Origin of the sequence: Streptomyces arenae, from assembly GCF_022343545.1 — a bacterium.
In the GTDB taxonomy this organism is placed as follows: Bacteria; Actinomycetota; Actinomycetes; order Streptomycetales; family Streptomycetaceae; genus Streptomyces; species Streptomyces humi.
In genome coordinates, this window is record NZ_JAKQYH010000002.1 from 287,804 (window position 1) to 313,331 (window position 25,528).

Annotated in this window: 19 protein-coding genes and 1 tRNA gene; 10 read left to right on the forward strand and 10 right to left on the reverse strand. The window is 70.9% G+C overall.

Translation table 11 applies throughout. The features are described 5' to 3' along the window. Positions 1-9: 9 nt before the first annotated feature. The 5 genes from MB828_RS01275 to sucC all read right to left on the reverse strand — a co-directional run bounded on the left by MB828_RS01275 (position 10) and on the right by sucC (position 6,296). Positions 10-1,938, reverse strand: coding sequence for a maleylacetate reductase and hydroxyquinol 1,2-dioxygenase domain-containing protein (locus tag MB828_RS01275; protein WP_301646554.1), 1,929 nt, complete (start codon positions 1,936-1,938; stop codon positions 10-12). Between the two features lie 452 nt (positions 1,939-2,390). Beyond that, a tRNA-Leu gene (locus MB828_RS01280) sits at positions 2,391-2,475 on the reverse strand. A 256-nt stretch (positions 2,476-2,731) separates the two neighbouring features. After that, positions 2,732-4,267, reverse strand: a complete 1,536-nt coding sequence (locus tag MB828_RS01285) for an aldehyde dehydrogenase family protein (RefSeq protein WP_301646555.1) — start codon at positions 4,265-4,267, stop codon at positions 2,732-2,734. Then, positions 4,264-5,154 carry a succinate--CoA ligase subunit alpha gene (gene sucD, locus MB828_RS01290; protein WP_301646556.1) on the reverse strand — a complete coding sequence of 297 codons (891 nt, stop codon included), beginning with the start codon at positions 5,152-5,154 and terminating at the stop codon, positions 4,264-4,266. The genes MB828_RS01285 and sucD overlap by 4 nt, the downstream gene beginning before the upstream one ends. A gap of 11 nt (positions 5,155-5,165) precedes the next feature. After that, positions 5,166-6,296: an ADP-forming succinate--CoA ligase subunit beta gene (sucC, locus tag MB828_RS01295; protein WP_301646557.1), complete on the reverse strand. Its 1,131-nt coding sequence runs from the start codon at positions 6,294-6,296 to the stop codon at positions 5,166-5,168. 143 nt (positions 6,297-6,439) lie between these two features. On the opposite strand from sucC, the gene MB828_RS01300 reads away from it, so the two are divergent. The 5 genes from MB828_RS01300 (at position 6,440) to MB828_RS01320 (ending at position 14,435) form a co-directional block, all read left to right on the forward strand. Beyond that, positions 6,440-8,122, forward strand: coding sequence for a thiamine pyrophosphate-binding protein (locus MB828_RS01300; RefSeq protein WP_301646558.1), 1,683 nt, complete (start codon positions 6,440-6,442; stop codon positions 8,120-8,122). Between the two features lie 11 nt (positions 8,123-8,133). Next, positions 8,134-9,366, forward strand: a complete 1,233-nt coding sequence (gene frc, locus MB828_RS01305) for a formyl-CoA transferase (RefSeq protein WP_301646559.1) — start codon at positions 8,134-8,136, stop codon at positions 9,364-9,366. Positions 9,367-9,370: 4 nt separating this feature from the next. After that, positions 9,371-11,515, forward strand: a complete 2,145-nt coding sequence (locus MB828_RS01310) for an acetate--CoA ligase family protein (protein WP_301646560.1) — start codon at positions 9,371-9,373, stop codon at positions 11,513-11,515. A 126-nt stretch (positions 11,516-11,641) separates the two neighbouring features. Next, positions 11,642-13,030, forward strand: coding sequence for an OFA family MFS transporter (locus tag MB828_RS01315; protein WP_301646561.1), 1,389 nt, complete (start codon positions 11,642-11,644; stop codon positions 13,028-13,030). 1 nt (position 13,031) lies between these two features. Then, positions 13,032-14,435, forward strand: a complete 1,404-nt coding sequence (locus tag MB828_RS01320) for an OFA family MFS transporter (protein ID WP_301646562.1) — start codon at positions 13,032-13,034, stop codon at positions 14,433-14,435. Positions 14,436-14,519: 84 nt separating this feature from the next. Here the strand turns inward: MB828_RS01320 and MB828_RS01325 are convergent, their stop codons facing one another. The 4 genes from MB828_RS01325 to MB828_RS01340 all read right to left on the reverse strand — a co-directional run bounded on the left by MB828_RS01325 (position 14,520) and on the right by MB828_RS01340 (position 17,869). Next, entirely contained in the window at positions 14,520-15,197 is a 678-nt protein-coding gene (locus MB828_RS01325) for a GntR family transcriptional regulator (RefSeq protein WP_301646563.1), read from the reverse strand. Between the two features lie 139 nt (positions 15,198-15,336). Then, positions 15,337-16,284, reverse strand: coding sequence for a beta-ketoacyl-ACP synthase III (locus MB828_RS01330; protein ID WP_301646564.1), 948 nt, complete (start codon positions 16,282-16,284; stop codon positions 15,337-15,339). Positions 16,285-16,431: 147 nt separating this feature from the next. Beyond that, positions 16,432-16,566 carry an MFS transporter small subunit gene (locus tag MB828_RS01335; protein ID WP_268239940.1) on the reverse strand — a complete coding sequence of 45 codons (135 nt, stop codon included), beginning with the start codon at positions 16,564-16,566 and terminating at the stop codon, positions 16,432-16,434. Next, positions 16,541-17,869, reverse strand: a complete 1,329-nt coding sequence (locus MB828_RS01340; RefSeq protein ID WP_133026179.1) for an OFA family MFS transporter — start codon at positions 17,867-17,869, stop codon at positions 16,541-16,543. The genes MB828_RS01335 and MB828_RS01340 overlap by 26 nt, the downstream gene beginning before the upstream one ends. Positions 17,870-18,074: 205 nt before the next feature. Between MB828_RS01340 and MB828_RS01345 the strand changes: the two genes are divergently transcribed. Genes MB828_RS01345 through fdhD form a run of 5 tightly spaced genes read left to right on the forward strand, consistent with a single transcriptional unit; the run spans position 18,075 to position 24,564 of the window. Continuing rightward, positions 18,075-19,046, forward strand: coding sequence for a 2-dehydropantoate 2-reductase (locus MB828_RS01345; RefSeq protein WP_301646565.1), 972 nt, complete (start codon positions 18,075-18,077; stop codon positions 19,044-19,046). After that, positions 19,043-20,962, forward strand: coding sequence for a molybdopterin oxidoreductase family protein (locus MB828_RS01350; RefSeq protein WP_301646566.1), 1,920 nt, complete (start codon positions 19,043-19,045; stop codon positions 20,960-20,962). The genes MB828_RS01345 and MB828_RS01350 overlap by 4 nt, the downstream gene beginning before the upstream one ends. A gap of 5 nt (positions 20,963-20,967) precedes the next feature. Beyond that, positions 20,968-22,851, forward strand: a complete 1,884-nt coding sequence (locus MB828_RS01355) for an NADH-ubiquinone oxidoreductase-F iron-sulfur binding region domain-containing protein (protein ID WP_301646686.1) — start codon at positions 20,968-20,970, stop codon at positions 22,849-22,851. After that, positions 22,848-23,708, forward strand: coding sequence for a 2Fe-2S iron-sulfur cluster-binding protein (locus MB828_RS01360; RefSeq protein WP_301646567.1), 861 nt, complete (start codon positions 22,848-22,850; stop codon positions 23,706-23,708). The genes MB828_RS01355 and MB828_RS01360 overlap by 4 nt, the downstream gene beginning before the upstream one ends. Positions 23,709-23,715: 7 nt before the next feature. Next, positions 23,716-24,564, forward strand: a complete 849-nt coding sequence (fdhD, locus tag MB828_RS01365; RefSeq protein ID WP_301646568.1) for a formate dehydrogenase accessory sulfurtransferase FdhD — start codon at positions 23,716-23,718, stop codon at positions 24,562-24,564. Positions 24,565-24,635: 71 nt separating this feature from the next. Here fdhD and MB828_RS01370 read toward each other — a convergent pair whose 3' ends face one another. Continuing rightward, a complete protein-coding gene (locus MB828_RS01370; protein ID WP_301646569.1) occupies positions 24,636-25,460 on the reverse strand; it encodes a LysR family transcriptional regulator in 825 nt (274 codons plus the stop codon). Between the last annotated feature and the right edge of the window lie 68 nt (positions 25,461-25,528).

The following is a 25,528-nucleotide window of genomic DNA, read 5'->3' on the forward strand; positions in this document are numbered from 1 at the left end:
GCTCCTCGGTCAGTCGGCCAGGGGGGCGATGCGGAAGGTGTAGTCGAGGCGGCGCCACTCCCCCTCGACCTGACGGCCGTCGGGGGTGGGGCCGGTCTGCGGCGCGAAGTCGACGACAAGCTCGTCCTTGACGCCGAAGACCGTGTCGCTGTCCAGATAGGCGCCGCCTGACACGAACAGCTGTGTGACGAGACGGCGGTGGCCGGGTGCGCCGATCATGAAGTGGAGATGCGGTGCCCGGAAGGGATGCCGCTCCACCGCTTCGAGCATGTGCCCGACCGGTCCGTCGTCGGGGATCGGGTACTCCGAGGGCAGGATGGACCAGAACCTGATCCGCCCGTCGGCGTGGGTGCGCAACCGGGCACGCAGCACCGGTCCGTCCAGATCGGGGAGTTGGACGTCGTAGAAGCCCTCTTTGTTGGACTGCCACACGTCCACGACCGCGTCTTTGACGGGCTCGCCGTCGGTGCCGGTGATCCGCACGTCCACCCAGAGCGGGATGCCGGGCAACCCGCCGGAGATGTCGCTTCCGTGCGCGGCCTCGGGTGGCCCCTCCACGTAGAAGGGGCCGAGCACTGCGGACGGTGTGGTGGTGGGCGTACGGGAGTTGGTGAGCAGATCGACGGCGCTGGAGACACCGAGGGTGTCCGACAGCAAGACGAACTCCTGGCGGGTCGGGCTGCACAGCTGTCCCGTCCGGGTGAGGAAGTCGATGGCGTACTGCCATTCGGCGTCGGTGACGTAGTTGGCGGCGACGAAAGTGTGCAGGTGCCGGACGAGGTCGCTGAGCAGGGTACGGACCCGGGGCTCGGGCGCCCTCGCGAAGCTGGCCACCACCTGTTCGGTGAGGCGGGCGAGCCCCGCTTCCGTGGACGGGGGGCCTTCGGGGCGGCGCCCGTACCAGGCGCCGGTCAGCAACTCCGCCATGCCCTCGGCGGTCAGCTCCCGCGGGTTCGGGTAGGGCGTCGAGACGGCCAGTTCGGCCGCGTGGGCGAGGCTCGACTCCGGCAGGCCGAGTTCGCGCAGCGAGGTGGGCCCGCCCAGGGAGGCGACCAGGTCGTACACGCCGCTCGGGGCGTCCGGCACACCCAGGGCGTCGGCGATGCGACGCATCACGCCGGGGACAGCGGGCGCGTTGTAGGCCATGGCGTGCGGCAGGACGACCGTGTGGGTCTCGGCATGCGGCAGATCGAAACTGCCGCCGAGGGTGTGGCACAGCTTGTGGTGCAGGCCCATACCGACGGTGGCGAGACAGGTCCCGGCGAGCCAGGCCGCATGCAGGAGATCGGCGCGCGCTTCCGGGTCGGCAGGGTCGGCGGTCAGGAGGGGCAGCGCCCGCGCGATGCGGGAGATCGCATCGAGGGCCTGCTGGTCGGTGACCGGGTTGGCGTCGGAGGAGTACAGGGCCTCGACGGCGTGCGCGAGTGCGTTGACACCGCTGGTGACCGTCATGGGCAGCGGCAGAGTGAGGGTGAAGTCCACGTCGTAGACGACGGTTTCGGGCAGGATCGCCGCGGAGGACCGCGTGACCTTGCGCCCGTCCCGTGTCTCGCCGAGCACGGGGGTCACCTCGGAGCCCGCGTACGTGGTCGGCAGGACGACCTGCGGGAGGTCCGTGCGCAGGGCGAGCGCCTTTGACAGGCCTGTCGTCGAACCGCCCCCGACGGCCACGATGCCGTCGGCGGCGGCCTGCGTGAGCACGTCGAGCGCCCGCTCCGTCACCTCGACCGGGGTGTGCATGGCCGCGCCGTCGAATTCCGCCACCAGCAGGTCGCCGAGGGTCCGGCGGACTCGCGCGGAGGCCTCCGGCAGAGCTGGGCTGGACAGCAGCAGTACCCGGGAGCAGCCGAGCCGCTCGGCCTCGTCACGGACCCGGCGCACCGTGCCGGAACCGAAGACGACCCGCGAGGGACGGGATGTGTACTCGAATGTTCGCACTGAGCTCGGCCTCCGCGTCATCGGGGATTGTGTGGGTGGCTCGGGCACCGAGTATGCGAAGGGCCTCCGGGTGAGTTCCTGCACGATCAGCGCGTTGCACTGCACAAAGCACGCATGTGTCGGAGGGTCTTGGGCGGACCTGGGGCAAGCGCCGAAACGCTGATGAGTGCCAGGCGGAGATCGCCGGATCGACCGGGCAGCTGGAAGCCGCGCGGGAGACGCTCTCGCGGCAGGTGATCACTCGGGAACGGCGGCCGAGGGGGTATCCCAAGCTCCGCCTGCCACACGGACGCGTGGGACAGACCCTGCTCAATGCCACATCGGTCGAGCCTCCGCCACGGACACCAGCCGTCGCGCAGGTATGTCCAGAAACGACGAAATACCGGTGAGTCACATGACTCGACCGGTAATTCGTGAACGCTTCGGGACGATCTCGTGAACGTCCCTGGTTGTGTCCGAGGGGGGACTTGAACCCCCACGCCCGATAAAGGGCACTAGCACCTCAAGCTAGCGCGTCTGCCATTCCGCCACCCGGACCAGGTGTCTGCCGCCTGGCCGGGGGTGTTCCCCGCGGCGACATGGACAACAATACCAAGCTTTCGGAGTGCCCTTCACCTGCGTTTCCCGTGGCATATCCGCAGGTGGGCGCGGACCTCACGGTGTGTACCCGGTCCGCTACCCGAGGGGCGCCGGGCCCGGGAACGCGGGGCCGTCGTACGGCGCGGTCGCGTCCGTACGGCGGCCCCCCGCGGACCGCCGGGGGCCCGGCCCGCGCCGCGGTCGCCGCCCGTTCTCACGGCATGAGCTGGTACTCCGGGAAGTTCCCCGGCAGCCGCTCCCCCGCCGGACCCTGGGTCACCGCCTTGACCAGTAGTTCCCCGCCCACGAACGCGCCCCGCCAGGACGCGCCGAAGCCGCCGAAGAGCTCGTCGCGGTCGCCGCGTGAGCGGGGCTTGCCGTGGCCGACCTTGAAGGCGCGGATCCCCGGGGCCAGGCGCGCGAAGGTCGCCTCGTCGTCGGTGGAGAGCGTGGCGACCAGCGCGCCGTTGGACGCGTTCATGGCGGCCAGCAGCTCCGCCTCCGTGTCGACGAGGACGATCGTGTCGACCGGGCCGAAGGGTTCCGCGTGGTGCAGCGGTGAGGACGGGGGCGGGTTGAGGAGGGTGACCGGGTGGACGTACGACGAGGTGTCCTGGCCGGGCAGGAAGTGCGCGTCGGCCGGGCTGCCGCGGTGCAGCGGGACGGCGCCGCGGTCGACGGCCTCGGCCACCTGGTCGGTGAGGTCCTTCGCCTTGGCCGCGTTGATCACCGGCCCGAAGTCCAGTTCCGGGAGCGGGTCCCCGGGGTCGGCGACGGCGAGCGGGTGGCCGATGCGCAGGCCGCGGACCGCCGGCAGGTAGGCGGTGAGGAACGCGTCGAACAGCTCGCGCTGGACGACGAACCGTGGATACGCCGTGCAGCGCTGCTTGCCGTAGTCGAAGAGCCGTGGGACGGCGGCGGCGAACGCGCTGAAGTCGGTGAGGTTCCAGATGCCCCAGGTGTTGAGTCCCTCCTGTTCGAGTACGTGCCGTTTACCGAGGTCGGTGACGGCGGTGGCCACCGCGGCACCGGTGTCCCGGCCGCCGACGAAGGAGACGCAGCCGATCTCGGGCGCCCGCACCAGCGCCTCGGACAGCTCTCCCCCGCTGCCGCTGAGCAGCGTGACCGGCAGGCCCTCCCGGGCGGCCAGCGCCATGGCCAGGGTGAGGCAGGCGACCCCGCCGTCGGTCGGGGTCTTCGCCACCACCGCGTTGCCCGCCAGAGCCTGGACCAGTACCGCGTGAACGAGCACGCTCATCGGGTAGTTCCAGCTGGCGATGTTGGACACCGGGCCGTCCAGCGGGACCCGCCCCGCCAGCATCGGTTCGATGCCGTCGACGTACCAGCGCACCCCGTCGACCGCCCGGTCCACGTCGGCCTGGGCGAGCCGCCAGGGTTTGCCGATCTCCCAGACCAGGAGCAGGGCGAGCAGTTCGCGGTGCTCGGCCAGCGCGTCCAGGGTGGCGGCCACCCGCGCCCGGCGCTCCGCCAGCGGGACGTGCCGCCAGGCCCGGTGCTGGTCGAGGCAGGCGCGCACGGCCCGCCGCGCGGTGTCCCGGTCGAGGCGTGGCGCGCCGGCGACGGGGCTGCCGTCCACGGGACTCGTGGCGGGCAGCGGCCTGCCGTCGGGGCGCCAGCCGGCGGCCCAGAGATTGCGGACCCGGTCGTCCTGGAAGGCCTCGGGGGCGACGGCGAGACAGCGCGTCCAGGCGTCGTCCCAGCCGGTGCCGGGCTTGCGGACCAGATTCATGATCGGCCCCTCACTTCCAGGAGCTCGAGCACCAGTCGGGCCGTCCCGGTGGGCGTGCTCCCCACCCGCACCCCGGCCGCCTCCAGGGCCTCCTTCTTGGCCTGTGCGGTACCGGTCGAGCCGGAGACGATCGCTCCGGCGTGCCCCATGGTCCGGCCCTCCGGCGCGGTGAACCCGGCGATGTAGCCGACGACCGGCTTGCTGACGTGCTCCCGGATGTAGGCGGCGGCCCGCTCCTCCGCGTCCCCGCCGATCTCCCCTATGAGCACGACGAGTTCGGTGTCCGGGTCCTGCTCGAAGGCGGCCAGGCAGTCGATGTGACCGGTGCCGACGACCGGGTCACCGCCGATGCCGACGCAGGTGCTGAAGCCGATGTCCCGCAGTTCGTGCATGAGCTGGTAGGTCAGCGTGCCCGACTTGGAGACGAGTCCGATCCGGCCCGGCCTGGCGATGTCGGCCGGGATGATGCCCGCGTCGGACTGGCCGGGCGTGATCAGTCCGGGGCAGTTGGGCCCGATGACCCGAGTGCCCCGGGCACGGGCGTACGAGGTGAAGGTGACGGAGTCATGGACCGGGATGCCCTCGGTGATGACGACGGCGAGACCGATTCCGGCGTCGGCGGCCTCCAGCACCGCGGCCTTGGCGAAGGCCGGTGGCACGAAGACGACGGTGACGTCGGCGCCGGTGGCCCGGGCGCCGTCGGCGACCGACCCGAACACCGGCACGGTCCGCTCGTCGAACTCGACGGTCCGGCCCGCCTTGCGCGGGTTGACGCCCCCGACGACGTCGGTGCCGGCGGCGAGCATCCGCCGGGTGTGCTTCATGCCCTCGCCGCCGGTCATGCCCTGGACGAGGACCTTGCTCTCCTTGGTGAGATAGATCGCCATGTCCCGGCTCCTCAGGCGCTGTGGGCGAGTTCGGCGGCGCGGCGGGCGGCGCCGTCCATGGTGGTGGCCTGTTCGACCAGGGGATGCGCGCGGGCGTCGAGGATCGCCCGGCCGCGCGCCGCGTTGTTGCCGTCGAGGCGGACCACCAGGGGCTTGGTCAGCCGGACGGTGTCGAGGGCCTGGACGATGCCGTCGGCGACCGCGTCGCACGCCGTGATCCCGCCGAAGACGTTGACGAGGACGGACCTCACGTCGGGGTCGGAGAGGATCACGGCGAGTCCGTCGGCCATGATCCGGGCGGACGCCCCGCCTCCGATGTCCAGGAAGTCGGCGGGGCGCGCGCCGCAGCCGGCCACCGCGTCCAGGGTGGACATCACCAGGCCCGCGCCGTTGCCGATCACGCCGACCTCGCCGTCCAGCTTCACGTAGTTGAGGCCCTTCGCGGCGGCGGCCGCCTCCAGCGGATCGGGGTGCCCGGTGTCCTCGTCGCCCCAACGGGCTTGTCGGAAGCGGGCGTTGTCGTCAAGGGTGACTTTGCCGTCGAGGGCCAGGATCTGCCCCTGCCGGGTGCGGACGAGCGGGTTCACCTCGACGAGCAGGGCGTCCTCGAGGACGAGTACGTCCCACAGTCGTACGAGTGCGTCGACCGTCTGCGGCGGCAGGCCGGCGGCCGCCGCGATCTCGGCGGCCTTCGCCGACGTGACGCCCCTGGCGGGGTCGACGGGTATGCGTGCCACCGCCTCGGGCCGGGCCGCGGCCACCTCCTCGATCTCCGTGCCGCCCTCGGCGGAGGCGATGGCGAGGAAGCCGCCGGCCGCCCGGTCGAGGACGTAGGAGACGTAGAACTCGCGCTCGATGTCGACGGGTTGGGCCAGCATCACCTTGCCGACGGTGTGGCCCTTGATGTCCATGCCGAGGATCTGGCGGGCGGTCAGCTCCGCGGCGGCCGGGTCGGCGGCGAGCTTCACGCCACCCGCCTTGCCCCGGCCGCCGGTTTTCACCTGGGCTTTCACCACCACGCGCCCGCCGAGCCGGCGGGCGATCTCCCGCGCTTCCTTGGGCGAGTCGGTGATCTCGGCCCTCGGGACCAAGATGCCGTGTTCCTCGAAGAGTTCCCTTGCCTGGTGTTCGTACAGGTCCATTCCGGCTCCTGTCTTGAAAGTGCCGCACGCCCCCTGGACACCACCCACCGGATGCGGGATAACAAGGTTCATACAGTATTCGTCGACTGTATGCAATGTACCGAGACGGCATCCAACCCCCTACGAAGGGACAGGACTTCGCCATGCCCGACGACACCCAGGACGTCATATCCGGTGGTCATCTCGTTGCGAAGGCGCTGAAGGCCGAGGGGGTCGACCGCATCTACACCCTGTGCGGCGGCCACATCATCGACATCTACGACGGCTGCGTGGACGAGGGCATAGAAGTCGTCGACGTCCGCCACGAGCAGGTGGCCGCCCACGCCGCCGACGGCTACGCGCGCGTCACCGGCAAGCCGGGGTGCGCGGTCGTCACCGCCGGCCCCGGCACGACCGACGCCGTCACCGGGGTGGCCAACGCCTTCCGCGCGGAGTCCCCGATGCTGCTGATCGGCGGCCAGGGAGCGCTCACCCAGCACAAGATGGGCTCCCTGCAGGACCTGCCGCACGTCGACATGATGGCGCCCATCACCAAGTTCGCGGCCACCGTCCCGGACACCGCGCGCGCCGCCGACATGGTGTCGATGGCGTTCCGCGAGTGCTACCACGGCGCGCCCGGACCGTCCTTCCTGGAAATCCCCCGTGACGTCCTGGACGCCAAGGTCCCGGCGGACAGGGCACGCATACCCAGGGGCGGCGGCTACCGGGCCTCCACCCGCTCCGCCGGCGACCCCGAGGCGATCGAGCGGCTCGCCGACCTGCTGGTGCACGCCGAGAAACCGGCCGTGCTGCTGGGCAGCCAGGTCTGGACGACCCGGGGCACCGCGGCCGCCATCGACCTCGTACGCACCCTGAACGTCCCGGCGTACATGAACGGCGCGGCGCGCGGCACCCTGCCGCCCGGCGACCCGCACCACTTCCAGCTGTCCCGCCGGTACGCCTTCTCCAACGCCGACGTCATCGTGATCGTCGGCACGCCCTTCGACTTCCGGATGGGCTACGGCAAGCGCCTGTCCCCCACCGCGACCGTCGTGCAGATCGACCTCGACTACCGCACGGTCGGCAAGAACCGGGACATCGACCTCGGGATCGTCGGCGACGCCGGGCTGGTCCTGAAGTCGGTGACGGAGGCCGCCTCGGGCCGGGTGAACGGCGGGGCCTCCCGGCGCAAGGAGTGGCTGGACGAGCTGCACGCCGCCGAGCAGACCGCGCTGGAGAAGCGGCTGCCGAGCCTGAAGTCGGACGCCTCGCCCATCCACCCGTACCGCCTGGTCAGCGAGATCAACGACTTCCTCACCGAGGACTCGATCTACATCGGCGACGGCGGTGACATCGTCACCTTCTCGGGGCAGGTGGTACAGCCCAAGTCCCCCGGCCACTGGATGGACCCGGGCCCCCTCGGCACCCTCGGCGTCGGCGTCCCCTTCGTGCTCGCCGCCAAGCAGGCCCGCCCCGACAAGGAGGTGGTCGCCCTGTTCGGCGACGGCGCCTTCTCGCTCACCGGCTGGGACTTCGAGACCCTGGTCCGCTACGACCTCCCCTTCGTCGGGATCGTCGGCAACAACTCCTCGATGAACCAGATCCGTTACGGCCAGGCCGCCAAGTACGGCAAGGAACGCGAGCGGGTCGGCAACACCCTCGGGGACGTCCACTACGACAAGTTCGCCCAGCTGCTGGGCGGTCACGGCGAGGAGGTCCGCGACCCCGCCGACATCGGACCCGCGCTGCGCCGGGCCCGTGAGTCGGGCAAGCCGTCGCTGATCAACGTCTGGGTCGACCCGGACGCGTACGCCCCCGGAACCATGAACCAGACCATGTACAAGTGAGGTGAACGCCCGTGACCACCAAGGCACTCGACGGCATTCGCGTCCTCGACATGACCCACGTCCAGTCGGGCCCGTCCGCCACCCAGCTGCTCGCCTGGCTCGGTGCGGACGTCGTCAAGCTGGAGGCGCCGACCGGTGACATCACCCGCAAGCAGCTGCGGGACCTCCCGGACGTCGACTCCCTCTACTTCACGATGCTCAACTGCAACAAGCGGAGCATCACCCTCAACACCAAGACCGAACGCGGCAAGGAGATCCTGGCCGAGCTGATCCGGCGCTCGGACGTCATGGTCGAGAACTTCGGGCCGGGCGCGGTCGACCGGATGGGGTTCACCTGGGACCGCATCAAGGAGCTCAACCCGCGGATCGTGTACGCCTCCATCAAGGGGTTCGGGGACGGCCCGTACACCGGCTTCAAGGCGTACGAGGTGGTCGCCCAGGCGATGGGCGGGTCGATGTCGACCACCGGCTTCGAGGACGGACCGCCACTGGCCACCGGAGCGCAGATCGGTGACTCGGGCACCGGTGTGCACACCGTCGCCGGGATCCTGGCGGCGCTCCTCCAGCGGGAGCGCACCGGGCGCGGCCAGCGCGTCAACGTCGCCATGCAGCACGCCGTGCTCAACCTCTGCCGGGTCAAGCTCCGCGACCAGCAGCGGCTCGCCCACGGCCGGCTCGCGGAGTACCCGAACGAGGACTTCGGCGACGAGGTGCCCCGCTCCGGCAACGCGTCCGGCGGCGGCCAGCCCGGCTGGGCGGTCAAGTGCGCACCCGGCGGTCCCAACGACTACGTCTACGTGATCGTGCAGCCCGTCGGCTGGCAGCCCATCACCGGGCTCATCGGCCGGCCGGAGCTCGCGGACGACCCCGAGTGGGCCACTCCGGAGGCCCGGCTGCCCAAGCTCGGCAAGATGTTCCAGCTGATCGAGGAGTGGTCCTCGACGCTCCCCAAGTGGGAGGTGCTGGAACGGCTCAACGCCCACAACATCCCGTGCGGGCCGATCCTCTCCACCAAGGAGATCATCGAGGACGAGTCGCTGGTCGCCAACGAGATGGTGGTCACCGTCCCGCACCCCGAGCGCGGCGAGTTCGTCACCGTCGGCAGCCCCCTCAAGCTCTCCGACTCCCCCGTGGACGTGACCAGTTCACCTCTCCTGGGCGAGCACAACGAAGAGGTCTACATCGGCGAACTGGGCCTCGGCGACGAGGAGCTGCACCTGCTCAAGTCGAACGGAGTGATCTGACGTGATGGCAGAGGACCGGGAGCTGCGGGTCCGTGCGCTCCTCGACTCCGTGCGCGCGCAGGGCCGGGGCGCGCTCACCGCGCCCGAGGGCAAGGTGATCGCCGACGCGTACGGCATCGCCGTACCGGGCGAGGAGCTGGCGACGGACGTCGACGAGGCGGTGGCGTACGCGGCGCGTTTCGGCGGGCCGGTGGTCATGAAGATCGTGTCTCCGGACATCCTGCACAAGACCGACGCGGGCGGGGTGGTCATCGGCGTCGAGGGCGCGGCGGACGTGCGCGCGGCCTTCCACCGGATCATCGAGAACGCGCGCGGCTACGACGCCGGGGCACGCATCGAGGGCGTCCAGGTCCAGGAGTTGCTGCCGAAGGGCACGGAGGTGATCGTCGGCGCGGTCACCGACCCGACCTTCGGGAAGGTCGTCGCGTTCGGGCTCGGCGGCGTGCTGGTCGAGGTGCTGAAGGACGTGACCTTCCGGCTGGCGCCCGTCTCCGCCGACGAGGCGCTGTCCATGCTGGACTCCGTGAAGGCCGCCGAGGTGCTGCGCGGGGTGCGCGGACAGGCCGGGGTGGACCGTTGGGCGGTCGCCGAGCAGATCCGCCGGGTCTCCCAACTCGTCGCGGACTTCCCGGAGATCGCCGAGGTGGACCTGAATCCGGTGATCGCCACCGCGGAGGGCGCGGTCGCCGCCGACATCCGGATCATCCTCGCGGACAAGCAGCCGCCACCGCGCCGGAAGTACACCCGTGACGAGATCCTGGAGACCATGCGCCGACTGATGCGGCCGCGCTCGGTCGCCGTGATCGGTGCCTCCAACGAGGCCGGGAAGATCGGCAATTCGGTGATGCGCAACCTCGTCGACGGCGGGTTCGCCGGCGAGATCCATCCGGTGAACCCCAGGGCCGATGACATTCTGGGCCGCAAGGCGTACAAGAGTGTCACGGACGTTCCCGGTGAGGTGGATGTGGCCGTCTTCGCCATTCCCGCCAAGTTCGTCGCGGCGGCGCTGGAGGAGGTGGGCCGGAAGAAGATCCCCAACGCCGTCCTGATCCCCTCCGGTTTCGCGGAGACCGGCGAACACGAGCTCCAGGACGAGATCGTCGCGATCGGCGAGCGCCACGGCATCCGGATCCTCGGCCCCAACATCTACGGCTACTACTCCACCTGGCAGGACCTGTGCGCCACGTTCTGCACGCCGTACGACGTGAAGGGCGGGGTGGCGCTGACGTCCCAGTCGGGCGGGATCGGTATGGCGATCCTCGGCTTCGCCCGCACCACGAAGACCGGGGTGTCGGCGATCGTCGGCCTCGGCAACAAGTCGGACCTGGACGAGGACGACCTGCTGACCTGGTTCGGCGAGGACCCGCACACCGAGTGCATCGCGATGCACCTGGAGGACCTGAAGGACGGCCGCGCGTTCGTCGACGCGGCGCGGAACACCGTACCGAGGAAGCCTGTCGTGGTCCTGAAGGCGGGCCGTACGGCGGCCGGTGCCAGGGCGGCCGGTTCGCACACCGGGGCGCTCGCGGGCGACGACGCGGTGTACGACGACATCCTGCGGCAGGCCGGGGTGATCCGCGCGCCGGGCCTGAACGACATGCTGGAGTACGCCCGTGGCCTGCCGGTGCTGCCCACCCCGCGGGGCGACAACATCGTGATCATCACGGGGGCGGGCGGCAGCGGCGTGCTGCTGTCGGACGCCGTCACGGACAACGGGCTGTCCCTGATGGAGATTCCGCCGGACCTGGACGAGGCGTTCCGGCGTTTCATCCCGCCGTTCGGCGCCGCCGGCAACCCGGTGGACATCACGGGCGGCGAGCCGCCGTCCACGTACGAGGCGACGATCCGGCTGGGACTTGAGGACCCGCGGATCCACGCCCTCGTCCTCGGCTACTGGCACACCATCGTCACCCCGCCGATGGTCTTCGCCGAACTGACGGCCCGCGTGGTCGCGGAGTTCCGGGAGCGGGGCGTCGAGAAGCCGGTCGTCGCCTCGCTCGCGGGGGACGTCGAGGTCGAGGAGGCCTGCCAGTACCTGTACGAGCGGGGGGTCGTGGCGTACCCGTACACGACCGAACGGCCGGTGGCCGTGCTGGGCGCCAAGTACCGCTGGGCGCGGGCGGCCGGACTGCTGGGGGGCGCGTCATGACGTAGCCGAGGAAGGGGCCGGCCGGCGGAGCGCGTCCCCGGCCGGCCCCGGGACCCGTGCGCGCACGAAAGGCATTGGACAGGGGGCGCTGGCCAGAACTTTCGACGCAAGGGGTGCTGAACGAGCATGTCATCCATCGATCTAACGGCGTCCGTCCCCTTCAGGGAGGTGACGGACCGCAACGGCCGCAGATACCGGATCGGCGAGACCGACGTCGATCTCATGGGCCGGACGAGGAAGTGGATGGTCGTCCTGCCCTGGGTGGGCATGATGGGCATCAGCTCCGCCGAGTACGCGTTCACGTCGGCGGAGGAGACGCTGCACGAGGCGCATCTGTGGAGCAGCGGGCACATCTTCTGGCTGATGGGCGTCTGGGTGTTCTTCCAGGCGGCCGTGGCCTTCCCGGCCGGGCAGCTGCGGGAGAGCGGACGGCTGCCCGCCCGTACCGCGATGCTGATCGGCGCGGCCGGCACACTGCTGGGCTATCTGGCGCTGGCGTTCGCGCCGAACGTGGTCGTCGCCTACCTCGGCTTCGGCATGTGCAGCGGTGTCGGCGCCGGCCTGGTCTACGCGACCTGCGTGAACATGGTCGGCAAGTGGTACCCGGAACGCAAGGGCGGCAAGACCGGCTTCGTGAACGGCGGATTCGCCTACGGGTCCGTGCCGTTCGTCTTCCTCTTCACCTCGGTGCTCGACCTGAGCAACTACAAGGCCGTCCTGTCCGCGGTCGGCGTCGGACTGTGCCTGGTGGTGGCGTCGGCCGGCTGGTTCTTCAAGGACCCGCCGAAGAACTGGTGGCCGCCGCACGTCGATCCGCTGAGGGTCACTCAGGATCCGCGGGTCCGGAGGGCGTTGGAGAAGAACCCGCCCGCGGTCAAGCAGTACACCCCCAAGGAGGCCGCCCGTACCCCCGTCCTGTGGATGATGTGGTTCTGTCTGCTCTGCACGGCCGGCATCAACATCTTCGGCATCGCCTTCCAGGTGCCGTTCGGCAAGGACATGGGGTTCGCCGGCGGGATCGTGGCCACGGCCATGTCCCTGAAGGCCATCGTCAACGGCACCGGCCGCGGGGTCATCGGCTGGATCTCGGACCGGTACGGCCGCCGCGGCACCCTCGTCATCGTCTGTGTCGTCCTCGGCACGGCCCAGTTCGGGGTGCTGGTCTCCGGCCAGCTGCACAGCATGCCGTTCTTCCTGTTCTGCTCCATGGTCTCGGGGTTCGGCGGCGGGGCGATCTTCCCGCTGTTCGCGGCCATGACGGCGGACTACTTCGGTGAGAACAACAACGCCACCAACTACGGGATGGTCTACAGCTCCAAGCTGATATCCGGCCTGGTGGGCTCCGGTCTGGGCGCGGTCGTCGTCGGTGAGTGGGACTACCACGGCGCGTTCGTCCTCGCGGGCTCCGTCGGCCTGGCCTCCGCAGTGCTGGCCCTCTTCCTCAAGGCACCGGGCAGGCCCAGCGCCCGGCGCATCGTCCCCAACCCGCATCCGCTCGGCGAGGAGATGGCGTGACATGACGGCAGACCCTGTAGCCACGAACAGCACCGGCACCGGACGGCTCCCGTACCGCGAGGTCACGGACGCCCGCGGCCGCGTCTACCGGATCGGCGAGACCGACCGGGACATCCTCGGCCACTCCCGGAACATCATGGTGTACCTCCCGTGGATCGCCATGATGGCCATCAGCGTCTTCGAGTACGCGTACGGCTCCGCCGAGGACACCCTGTCCCACGCGCACGGCTGGACGCAGTCCAACACCTTCTGGATCCTGAGCGTCTGGGTGTTCTTCCAGGCCGGCATCGCCTTCCCGGCGGGCTGGCTGCGCGAGAAGGGCATCCTCACGGCACGGCGCGCCATGTACACCGGCTCGGGCATGTGCCTGATCGGCTTCCTGGCCCTCTCCCACATCAGCGAGATCTGGCTGGCGATCATCGGTTTCGGTGTGATCGGCGGCCTCGGCTCCGGCCTGGTGTACGCGACCTGCATCAACATGGTCGGCAAGTGGTTCCCCGAACGCCGGGGCGCCCGCACGGGTTTCGTGAACGGCGGGTTCGCCTACGGCTCGCTGCCCTTCATCTTCATCTTCAACTACGCCTTCGACACGGCGAACTACCACCGGGTCCTGGACCTCATCGGCGCCTATGTGATGGTCGTGGTCCTGGTCACCGCGTTCTTCTTCAAGGACCCGCCGAAGAACTGGTGGCCGGCCGACATCGACCCGCTCACGCACTCGGGCGGCACGAAGACCGCGACGGCGCTCGCCAAGAACCCGCCCGCGGTACGCCAGTTCACCCCCAAGGAGGCGATCCGCACCGGCATGCTCCCGCTGATGTGGATCTCCATCGTCATGACGGCCGGCGTCTCGATCTTCGGGATCTCCTTCCAGGTCGACTTCGCGAAGGACGTCGGCTTCGGTCCCCTGGTGGCGGCCTCCTCCATGGGCGTGATGGCGGTGATCAACGGGGTCGGCCGGGGCGTGGTCGGCTGGCTCTCCGACCGCCTGGGCCGCAAGCCGACCCTGGTCTTCGTGATACTCGTCCTGGGCCTCGCCCAGTTCGGCGTGATCTGGGCCGGCGACGTGAAGAGCGAGTGGCTGTTCCTGTTCTTCGCGTTCCTCTCGGGCTTCGGCGGCGGCGCCTTCTACCCCCTCTTCGCCGCTCTCACCCCGGACTACTTCGGCGAGAACTACAACGCCACCAACTACGGCCTGGTCTACAGCGGCAAGCTGGTCAGCGGCCTCTTCGGCGGCGGCCTCGGTTCCATGGTCGTCGGAGCCTGGGGCTACGACGGCGCGTACGCCCTGGCGGGCGGGGTGTCGATGGTGGCGGCGGCACTGGCCCTGCTGCTCCACCAGCCGGGCCGGACAACGGGCACGAGCGCGACGGCGGGGGCAGTACAACCGCAGACGGCGACCTGAGGGCCGCCCCCGTTCCACGCGCACCCCTCCGGCGACCGGATCCGGCCGGCCACCGGAGGGGGCGTCCCGCTGTGCCGCCCAGGGTCAGGACCTCGCGCGCTCGTGGTACGAGCGGCGGGTGTGTTCGGTGTGTTCGCGCATCAGGGTGGTCGCGAGTTGTTCGTCGCGGGACGTGATCGCCGCGATCAGCGCACGGTGTTCGATCCAGGACTGGCGGCCGCGCTGGCGGGCCACCGGCGTGTAGTACCAGCGGACCCGGCGGTCGACCTGGGCGGCGAGTTCGGCGAGGACCGTGTTGCCGGCCAGGTCCATGATCTTGGCGTGGAACGCGGCGTTCAGGGCGACCGCCGTGTCCACGTCGTCCGCGGCGACCGCCCGCTCGCCCTCGGCGCACAGGGACTCCAGGGCGGCCACTCCCGCGCTGCCCGCCTCGGCCGCCGCGAGCCGGGCCGCCTCGGCCTCCAACAGGGTGCGGACGGTGAGCAGTTGGTCGGCCTCCGCCTCTGTCGGCTCGTGGACGAACGCGCCCTGGGCCGGGCGCAGGTCGACCCAGCCCTCGGTGTTCAGGCGTTGCAGCGCCTCGCGCACCGGCTGCCGGGAGACGCCCAGGTGGCCGGCGAGTTCGCTCTCGACGAGGTGCTGGCCGGGCTGGAGGGCGCGGGTGGTGATGAGTTCCAGCAGCGCCTCGTACACGCGGTCGCGGAGCGGGCCGGGGCGTTCGAGCTTCGGCACCGCGCCCTGCGGCAGTCCGGCAGACAACATCGGGTCCCCCTTCGGCAGACACCCGTACACGCGGACACTCAGTATCGATTGTCTTTCGTCTACAGTCTACGGTGCGCGAATGCCAGGGGAAGCGGGAGTCGGGCGCCTCACACAGCGGCGCGCGCCCCTCGGCCGGGCCTCAGGGGCAGCGCACGACCTGACCGGCGTACGACAGGTTGCCGCCGAAGCCGAACAGCAGGACGGGGTCGCCGTCCGAGACGCTGCCTCGTTCGACCAGCTTGGAAAGGGCCAGCGGGATGCTGGCCGCCGACGTGTTGCCGGACTCGGTGACGTCCCGCGCGACGACCGCGTTCACCGCTCCGATCTTCTGCGCGAGCGGCTCGATGATCCGCAGGTTGGCCTGGTGCAGGACGACGGCCGCCAGGTCGGCGGGGGCGATCCCGGCCTTCTCGCAGGCGCGCCGGGCGATGGTCGGCAGCTGGGTGGTGGCCCAGCGGTAGACGCTCTGGCCCTCCTGGGCGAACCGTGGCGGGGTGCCCTCGATGCGCACGGCGTGGCCCATCTCGGGGACGGATCCCCACAGCACCGGCCCGATCCCGGCCTCCTCGCCCGGCCCGCACGCCTCGACCACGGCCGCGCCCGCCCCGTCGCCGACCAGCACACAGGTCGTACGGTCGGTCCAGTCCGTCACCTCGGACATCTTGTCGGCGCCGATCACCAGCGCACGGGTCGCGGCGCCCGCCCGGACCGTGTGGTCGGCGGTGGCGAGCGCGTGCGTGAAGCCGGCGCAGACCACGTTGACGTCCATCGCGGCGGGCCCCGGGATCCCCAGCCGGGCGGCGACCCGTGCCGCCATGTTCGGGGAGCGGTCGATCGCGGTGGAGGTGGCGACCAGGACCAGGTCGATGTCCGCGGGGGTGAGGCCGGCGGCGGCGAGGGCCTTGGCCGCAGCGTGCGCGGCCAGCTCGTCGACGGGTTCGTCGGGGCCCGCGATGTGCCGGGTGTCGATGCCCACCCGGCTGCGGATCCACTCGTCACTGGTGTCGACCATGCCCGCCAGGTCCTCGTTGGTGAGCACCTTCGCGGGCTGGTAGTGGCCGACGGCGGCGATGCGCGAGCCGTTCATGGGTGGTGGGTCCCCCTCGTTGCCTCGGTGTGGGCCCACCAGTCTGTTCAGTGACTCACGGGTACGACGGCACGTAAGGCCACAGGAAACGGGCGCCCGAGTTGTCGGCTTCTTGCAGACTCCCGGGCGCCCGGACATGCTTCCGCTTCAGCCGTTGAACAGCTGTGTCGCCTTCTGTACGAGTTCGTACACGCCGTAGGCGAAGGGCGCGCCCACCCAGAGCCAGGCCACGGCGATCAGCCAGCGGCGGTCGGGCTCAGGCCGGCTGCTGTCGTTCGACATCGACTGCCTCCCTCGGTGCGGGGATGTGGTGGCGGGCGTTGACGGGCCGGACGAGTTCGTTGGCGACGAAGCCGACGACGAGCAGCCCGATCATGATGCCGAAGGACAGGGTGTACAGGTCGGAGCCGTGCTTGCCGGCGTCCTTCTGGTGGTCGGCGATCCAGTTGACGATCAGCGGCCCGAGCACGCCGGCCGTGGACCAGGCGGTGAGCAGCCGGCCGTGGATGGCGCCGACCTGGTAGGTGCCGAACAGGTCCTTCAGGTAGGCGGGGACGGTCGCGAAGCCGCCGCCGTAGAAGGAGAGGATCACCAGCGCGCAGAGGATGAACAGCGGCTTGGAGGAGTCCCCGAAAAGGGCGATGAGCAGGTACATCAGGGCGCCGACGCCGAGGTAGACGCGGTAGATGTTCTTGCGGCCGATCAGGTCGGAGGTGGACGACCAGCCGATGCGGCCCGCCATGTTGGCGGCGGACAGCAGCGCGACGAACCCGGCCGCCGCGGAGACCGACACCGGGGTGGAGCTCTCGGCGAAGAAGTCCGTGATCATCGGGGCGGCCTTCTCCAGGATGCCGATGCCCGCGGTCACGTTCATGCAGAGCACGACCCACAGGCACCAGAACTGCGGGGTGCGGATCGCGTTGTTCGCGGAGACCTGCACGCCCTCGAAGGCGCTCGGCGCGTCCACGACGGGCTTCTCGGTGCGCGGGACGCGGATCAGCAGCACCCCGAGGGTCATGAACACGGCGTACGAGAGACCGTGCACCAGGAAGGCCAGCGCGATGCCATCGTTGTCACTGCCGAAGGACGAGAGCATCTGCGCGGACCAGGGCGAGGCGATCAGCGCGCCGCCGCCGAAGCCCATGATGGCGATGCCGGTGGCCATGCCGGGCCGGTCCGGGAACCACTTGATCAGTGTGGAGACGGGTGAGATGTAGCCGATGCCGAGGCCGATGCCGCCGACGAAGCCGTAGCCGAGGACGATCAGCCAGAACTGCTTCGTCTCGGCGCCGAGCGCGGAGATCAGGAAACCGGAGGAGAAGCAGATCAGGGCCACCGTCATGGCCCAGCGCGGTCCGTTGCGCTCGACGAGGGTGCCGCCGAACGCGGCCGACAGCCCGAGCATCACGATCGCGAGCTGGAAGGGCAGCGCGCTCTCGGTGCCGCTCAGGTTCAGCGCGGCTTCGAGCGGCGGCTTGAACACGCTCCAGGCGTAGGCCTGGCCGATGGAGAGGTGGACGGCGAGGGCGGCGGGCGGGACGAGCCAGCGGCTCCAGCCCGGCGGTGCCACAGGGGGGCTGCTCATGAGACCCGGACGGTACGGCCCCGCACGGTGGTTGAGAACCCGACGGTTCGATCGTATGCGGTGAGCGGTATCCAGAATGCGCCGAACGGTCATCGTCGGGACCCTTGTCGACCCGAAGTCCATACTGTAGACAATATTTCGTCGACACGATTCGGCCGCCCGTCGGCCGCCTCCGCGGTATCCCTCAAACCGAACGGAGTGTTCCGTGAAAGTCGCAGTCCTCGGCGCCGGTGCGATCGGCGCCTATGTCGGTGCCGCGCTCCACCGCGCGGGCGCCGACGTGCACCTCATCGCCCGTGGACCCCACCTGGCGGCCATGAGGCAGTACGGAGTACGGGTGCTGAGCCCGCGCGGCGACTTCACCGCGCACGCCCACACCACCGACGACCCGGCCGAGGTCGGCCCGGTCGACTACGTCTTCCTGGGCCTGAAGGCCAACGCGTACGCGGCGTGCGGGCCGCTGATCGAGCCGCTGCTGCACGAACGCACGGCGGTGGTAGCGGCCCAGAACGGCATCCCCTGGTGGTACTTCCACCGGCACGGCGGCCCGTACGACGGCCACCGCGTCGAGAGCGTCGACCCGGGCGGCGCGGTCAGCGCCGTACTCGCCCCCGAACGGGCCGTCGGCTGCGTGGTCTACGCGGCGACCGAACTCGAAGGACCCGGGGTGGTACGGCACCTGGAGGGCACCAGGTTCTCGATCGGCGAGCCCGACCGCTCCGTGTCCGCCCGCTGTCTGCGGTTCGGCGAGGCCATGCAGGCCGGCGGGCTGAAGTGCCCGGTGGAGCCGGACCTGCGCAACGACATCTGGCTCAAGCTGCTCGGCAACATCTCCTTCAACCCGATCAGCGCGCTGGCCCGCGCCACCATGCGGCAGATGTGCCTGCACGGCGGCACCCGGCGGGTCATCGAGATCATGATGCGCGAGACGCTCGACGTCGCCGAGGCGCTCGGCTGCGAGGTCGGCGTCTCCATCGAACGCCGGCTCGCGGGCGCCGAGAAGGTCGGCGACCACCGCACCTCCACCCTCCAGGATCTGGAGCGCGGCAAGCCGCTGGAGCTCGACGTGCTGCTCGCGGCCGTCGTCGAACTGGCGGAGATCACCGGCGTCCAGGTGCCCACCCTGCGCACCGTGCACGCCATCTCGGACCTGCTCGCGCTGAGGAGCGCCGCATGAGGAAACGGCAGCACAGGACGTACACCCGGCTCACCCAGCCGCTGATCAGGGACTCCCGCGACGAGCCGTTCCGGCAGGCGAGCTGGGAGGAGGCCCTGGACCGGGCGGCCCGCGGTCTGGCGGCGGCCCGCGGCGCGTTCGGCATGTTCTCCTGCGCCCGCGCCACCAACGAGATGAACTACGTGGCACAGAAGTTCGCCCGGGTGGTGATGGGCACCAACAACGTCGACTCCTGCAACCGGACCTGCCACGCCCCGAGCGTCGCCGGTCTCTCCGCCGCCTTCGGCTCCGGCGGCGGCACGTCCTCGTACGAGGAGATCGAGCACACCGACGTCATCGTGATGTGGGGCTCCAACGCCCGCTTCGCGCACCCGATCTTCTTCCAGCACGTGCTGAAGGGGATCAGGAACGGCGCCCGGATGTACGCGGTCGACCCGCGCCGCACCTCCACCGCCGAGTGGGCGGAGAGCTGGCTCGGGCTGAACGTCGGCACCGACATCCCGATGGCGCACGCGATCGGACGAGAGATCATCCACGCGGGCCTCGTCAACGAGGCGTTCGTCGAGCGGGCGACCACCGGTTTCGCGGAGTACCGGGCGCTCGTCGAGCCGTGGACGCTGTCGCTCGCGGAGAAGGTCACGGGCGTTCCGGCGCGTGCGATACGGGAGTTGGCGCACGCCTACGCCCGCGCCGAGCGCGCCCAGCTGTGCTGGACGCTCGGCATCACCGAGCACCACAACGGCACCGACAACGTCCGCGCGCTGATCAACCTCTCCCTCCTCACCGGCCAGGTCGGCCGGTACGGCGCCGGGTTGCAGCCGCTGCGCGGCCAGAACAACGTGCAGGGCGGCGGCGACATGGGCGCGATCCCGAACCGCCTGCCCGGCTTCCAGGACATCCTCGACCCCGGCGTCCGGCTGAAGTTCGAGTCGGCCTGGGACACGGTCATCCAGCCGCACTACGGGCTGAACCTCACCGAGATGTTCGAGGCGATGGAGGAGGGCACGCTGAAGGCGGTCTACTGCATCGGCGAGAACCCGGCCCAGTCGGAGGCCGACAGCGAGCAGGCGGTACGACGGCTGCGGGCCCTGGACTTCCTCGTCGTCCAGGACATCTTCCTCACGCGAACGGCCGAACTGGCCGACGTCGTCCTGCCCGCGACCGCCGGCTGGGCGGAGACCGAGGGCACCACGACCAACAGCGAGCGCCGGGTGCAGCGGGTGCGCCGGGCGGTGACCCCGCCCGGCGCGGCCCGTGAGGACATCGACATCATCTGCGAACTGGCGGCCCGGCTCGGCCACGACTGGAAGTACGCCGACGCGGAGGCCGTCTGGAACGAACTGAGGTCGGTCTCCCCGGACCACTACGGGATGACGTACCAGCGGCTCACCGAGCAGCACGGCATCCAGTGGCCCTGCCCCAGCACCGACCGTCTCGAACCGCCCTACCTGCACGGCAGGTTGTGGGAGAGGGATCCGGCGGAGCGCGGGGCCCCGGCCCCCTTCGGTCTGGTCCGGCACGACCCGCCGGTCGACCTCACCGACGAGGAGTACCCGCTCCGGCTCACCACGGGACGGCGCCTCGACTCGTACAACACCGGTGTGCAGAGCGGCGGTTACGCCTCCCCGTTGCGGCGCGGCGAGTACCTGGAGCTGTGCCCGGAGGACGCCGAGCGGTACGGGGTGGCCGTCGGCGAGGAGGTGCGGGTCTCCTCGCGGCGGGGCGCGGTGGTGGCACCGGTCTGGATCGACCCCGCGCTGCGGCCCGGCCTCGCCTTCATGACCATGCACTTTCCCGACGAGGTGGACACCAACCAGCTGACCATCGAGGCCAACTGCCCGATCGCGGGGACGGCGGAGTTCAAGGCGTCGGCGATCCGCATCGACAAGCTCCCGGTCGCGACCATCGTGAGGTGACGCAAGTGGACCTGCACTTCGGCGACAGCAAGCCGACCGACGACGAACGGGCCGCCGTGGACGCCCTGCTGGGCCCTCCCGAGTCCTCGTGGGAGGGCGCGGACCGCTCGGACGCGGACCTGCGGTGGGCGCGGGGCGGGCGGGAGGCCCGGGACCGCCGCGACCTGCTGTTGCCGGGGCTGCACGCGCTCAACGACCGGATCGGCTGGATCAGCGAGGGCGCCCTCGGCTACCTGTGCCGCCGGCTGACGGTCCCGCCGGCCGAGGCGTACGGGGTCGCCACCTTCTACTCCATGTTCTCCGTGAAGCCGCGCCCGGCGACCGTCCTGCACGTCTGCACGGACCTGGCGTGCACGACGGCGGGAGCGGCCGAACTGCTCGCCGGCACGAAGGAGAACCTGGGCACAGAGGAGAACCCGGGCACAGGAGAGGGCGGCGACAGCGGGCAGGGGTGCGGCGCGGGAGTGGGCGGCGGCGTCAGGGTCGAGCGCAGTCCCTGTCTCGGGCTGTGCGAGCGGGCCCCGGCCGTCCTCGCGATCCGGGCGGGGGATCCGGTGCGTACCGCCGTGTCCGCCCCGGCGACGCCCGGGACGGCCGTCCTCGCGGCCACCGCACCGGACTCGGCCCCGGAGGAACCGCGGGCCGCGGCGGCCGTACCCCAGGCCGGACAGGAGGGCCTGGTCCTGTTGCGGCGGGTGGGCGTGGTCGACCCCGCGTCCCTCGACGACTACCGCGCCCACGGCGGCTACACGGCCCTGCGCCGCGCCTTCGCCCTCGGCCCCGCCGGGGTCATCCGCGAGGTGACCGACTCCGGTCTGGTCGGGCGCGGCGGTGCCGCCTTCCCCACCGGCCGCAAGTGGCAGGCGACGGCGGCCCAGCCGGACCGTCCGCACCACCTGGTCTGCAACGCCGACGAATCGGAGCCGGGCACCTTCAAGGACCGGGTGCTGATGGAGGGCGACCCGTACGCGCTGGTCGAGGCGATGACGATCGCGGGGTACGCGATCGGCGCGCACCGTGGGTTCCTCTACATCCGCGGTGAGTACCCGCGGGCGACCCGGCGGATCCGGCACGCGGTCGAGCAGGCGCGCGCCCGTGGCTTCCTCGGCGACGACGTCCTCGGTCAGGGCTTCGCCTTCGACATCGAGATCCGGCGCGGTGCCGGGGCGTACATCTGCGGTGAGGAGACGGCCCTGTTCAACTCCATCGAGGGGTACCGGGGCGAGCCGCGTTCGAAGCCGCCGTTCCCGGTGGAGAAGGGGCTGTTCGGGAGGCCGACGGTCGAGAACAACGTGGAGACGCTGGTCAACGTCCTGCCGATCCTGACCATGGGCGCCCCGGCGTACGCGGCGATCGGGACGGCGAAGTCCACCGGCCCCAAGCTGTTCTGCGTGTCGGGAAGCGTCGACCGGCCCGGTGCCTACGAGCTCCCGTTCGGCGCCACCCTCGGAGAGCTGCTCGAACTGGTCGGGGCCAGGGGTGAGTTGCGGGCGATCCTGCTGGGCGGGGCGGCCGGCGGCTTCGTACGGCCGGACGAGCTCGCCATCCCGCTCACCTTCGAGGGCACCCGCGAGGCGGGCACCACCCTCGGCTCGGGCGTGGTCATGGCCTTCGACGGCAGCGTGCCGCTCCCCCGGCTGCTGCTGCGCATCGCCGAGTTCTTCCGGGACGAGTCCTGCGGACAGTGCGTGCCCTGCCGGATCGGTACGGTCCGGCAGGAGGAGGCACTGCACCGGATCGTGGCGCGGACCGGCGCCGGGGCGGCCTCCGACATCACGCTGTTGCGCGAGGTCGGCCGGGCCATGCGGGACGCCTCGATCTGCGGTCTCGGCCAGACCGCCTGGAACGCCGTGGAGTCCGCCATCGACCGTCTGGGGGCGTACGCATGACCGTCACACCGCTGGGGATACCGCGCCGGCTGCTGGAGTTCACGATCGACGGGGAGCCGGCGCGGGTCCCGGAGGGTGCCACCATCCTGGACGCCTGCCGGGCGGCCGGGACGGACGTCCCGACCCTGTGCGAGGGCGACACCCTGCGCCCGAAGAACGCCTGCCGGGTGTGCGTGGTGGAGGTGGAGGGGTCCCGGACCCTGGTGCCCGCCTGCTCGCGCCGGGCGGAGCCGGGGATGGTGGTCCGGACCGGCACCGAACGTGTCCGGCACAGCCGCAGGATCGTGCTGGAGCTGCTGGCGTCCTCGGTGGACCTGTCGACGACGCCCCGGGTCGCCGACTGGATCAAGGAGTACGAGGCGAAACCGGACCGCTTCGGGCCCGGCGCGGCCCGCGTCGACGAGGAACCCAGGGTCGACAACGAGCTGTACGTGCGCGACTACGGCAAGTGCATCCTCTGCTACAAGTGTGTGGACGCCTGCGGCGACCAGTGGCAGAACAGTTTCGCCATCTCCGTGGCCGGGCGGGGCTTCGACGCCCGGATCGCCGTCGAGCACGACGCCCCGCTGACCGAATCGGCGTGTGTGTACTGCGGGAACTGCGTGGAGGTGTGCCCCACCGGGGCGCTGTCGTCCAAGTCGGAGTTCGACATGCGGGCGGCGGGTACCTGGGACGAGTCGCGGCAGACGGAGACCACCACCGTGTGCGCGTACTGCGGTGTGGGCTGCAACCTCACGCTCCATGTGCAGGACAATGAGATAGTCAAGGTCACCTCGCCGCACGACAACCCGGTGACCCACGGCAATCTCTGCATCAAGGGCCGTTTCGGCTACCAGCACGTACAGAACCGGGGCTGATCAGGACATGGGACGAGTCACGGAACGACGCAAGGTCATCCGGATCCGCGACGGAGCGGTCTCCGCCCGGCCGGACACGCTCGTCGCCGAGGAACCGCTGGAGATCAGGCTCAACGGGAAACCCCTGGCGATCACGATGCGCACGCCCGGCGACGACTTCGCGCTGGCGGCCGGTTTCCTGGTGAGCGAGGGTGTCCTGGCGGACGCCGGCGACCTGCAGAACATCGTCTACTGCGCGGGTGCGACGGCCGACGGCTCCAACACGTACAACGTGGTCGACGTGCGCACCACCCCGGGCGTCGAACTCCCCGACTTCACGCTCGAACGGAACGTGTACACGTCCTCGTCCTGCGGACTGTGCGGCAAGGCGAGCCTCGACGCGGTGCGTACGACGACTCGCTGGCCGATAGCCGACACTCCCCCGGTCCGGGTGGCGCCCGAACTGCTCGCGAGCCTCCCCGACCGGCTCCGCGCGGCGCAGCGGGTGTTCGACAGGACCGGGGGGCTGCACGCGGCGGCCCTGTTCACGGAGGGCGGGGAGCTGCTGGACGTCCGGGAGGACGTGGGCCGGCACAACGCGGTGGACAAACTGGTCGGGCGGGCCCTGCAGAACGGCGAGCTGCCGTTGTCCCGCACCATCCTGCTGGTCTCCGGGCGGGCCTCCTTCGAGCTGGCGCAGAAGGCCGTGATGGCGGGCGTCCCGGTGCTCGCGGCGGTCTCGGCGCCGTCGTCGCTGGCGGTGGACCTGGCGGCGGAGACCGGTCTGACCCTGGTCGGCTTCCTGCGGGGCAGCAACATGAACGTGTACGCGGGCGAGGACCGCATCGCTCTGCGGGCCGCGGCCGCCCAGGGCTGACCGGTTCCCCGCGTCACGGCGGCGGGGCCCCGACCGGCGGGGAGCGCCCCCTGCGCCGCAGGGGCCCCGCCTCAGTCGTCCGCCGCGACGGCCACCGCGGCCGCGGCGAACGCGGCGACCAGCGGGGAGCGGCGGCCCGCCGCCCAGGCCAGCAGCACCCGGTCGGGTTCGGCGTCGACGACGGGGACGTAGACGATGTCCGGGCGGGAGTACTGCTCGGCGGCCGAGCGCGGCACCATCGTGATGGCGACGCCCGCGGCCACGCACTCGAACTTCTCCTCGATGGTGCGCAGCGGCAGGTCACCGGGGCGGGGGTCGTTGTAGCGGATCCACTGCTCGCCGGCGAGGTCGGCGAGTGAGATCTCCTGTTTCCCGGCGAGCCGGTGCCGGTCCGGGAGCATGGCGACCCGGGGCTCGCTGTACAGGGGGCGCAGTTCGAGTCCGTCCGGCCGGATCGGCTGCCGTACGTAGGCGATGTCGACGGTGCCGTCGAGGATCAGCTGCTCCTGGTCGTCCCACTCGACCCGGCGGGCGTTGGCCTCGATGTCCGGGTGCTCGGCGGTGAAGGCGCGCAGGGCCCGGGTGACGACGACACCGGCGCGGAAGCCGACGACCAGCCGCCGCCTGCCGCGCGCGGCCTGGGCGGCGCGGCGCCGGGCGCCGTCGGCGGCGGCCAGCAAGGGCCGGGCGTCCTCGAGGAATTGACTCCCGGCGCCGGTCAACGTCACGCCGTGGCTGTCGCGTACGAACAGCTCGGCCCCCAAGTCCTTCTCCAGGGCGCGGATCTGGCGGCTGAGGACGGGCTGGGCGATGTGCAGCCGCTCGGCGGCCCGGCCGAAGTGGAGGAGTTCGGCGACCGCCACGAAGTAGCGGACCTTGCGCAGGTCCAGGTCCATGACCGCACCTCTCTGCGACACCGGCGATGCCTTCAGGGTATCGCCGACGCCGGAAGAGGTCTTGGACG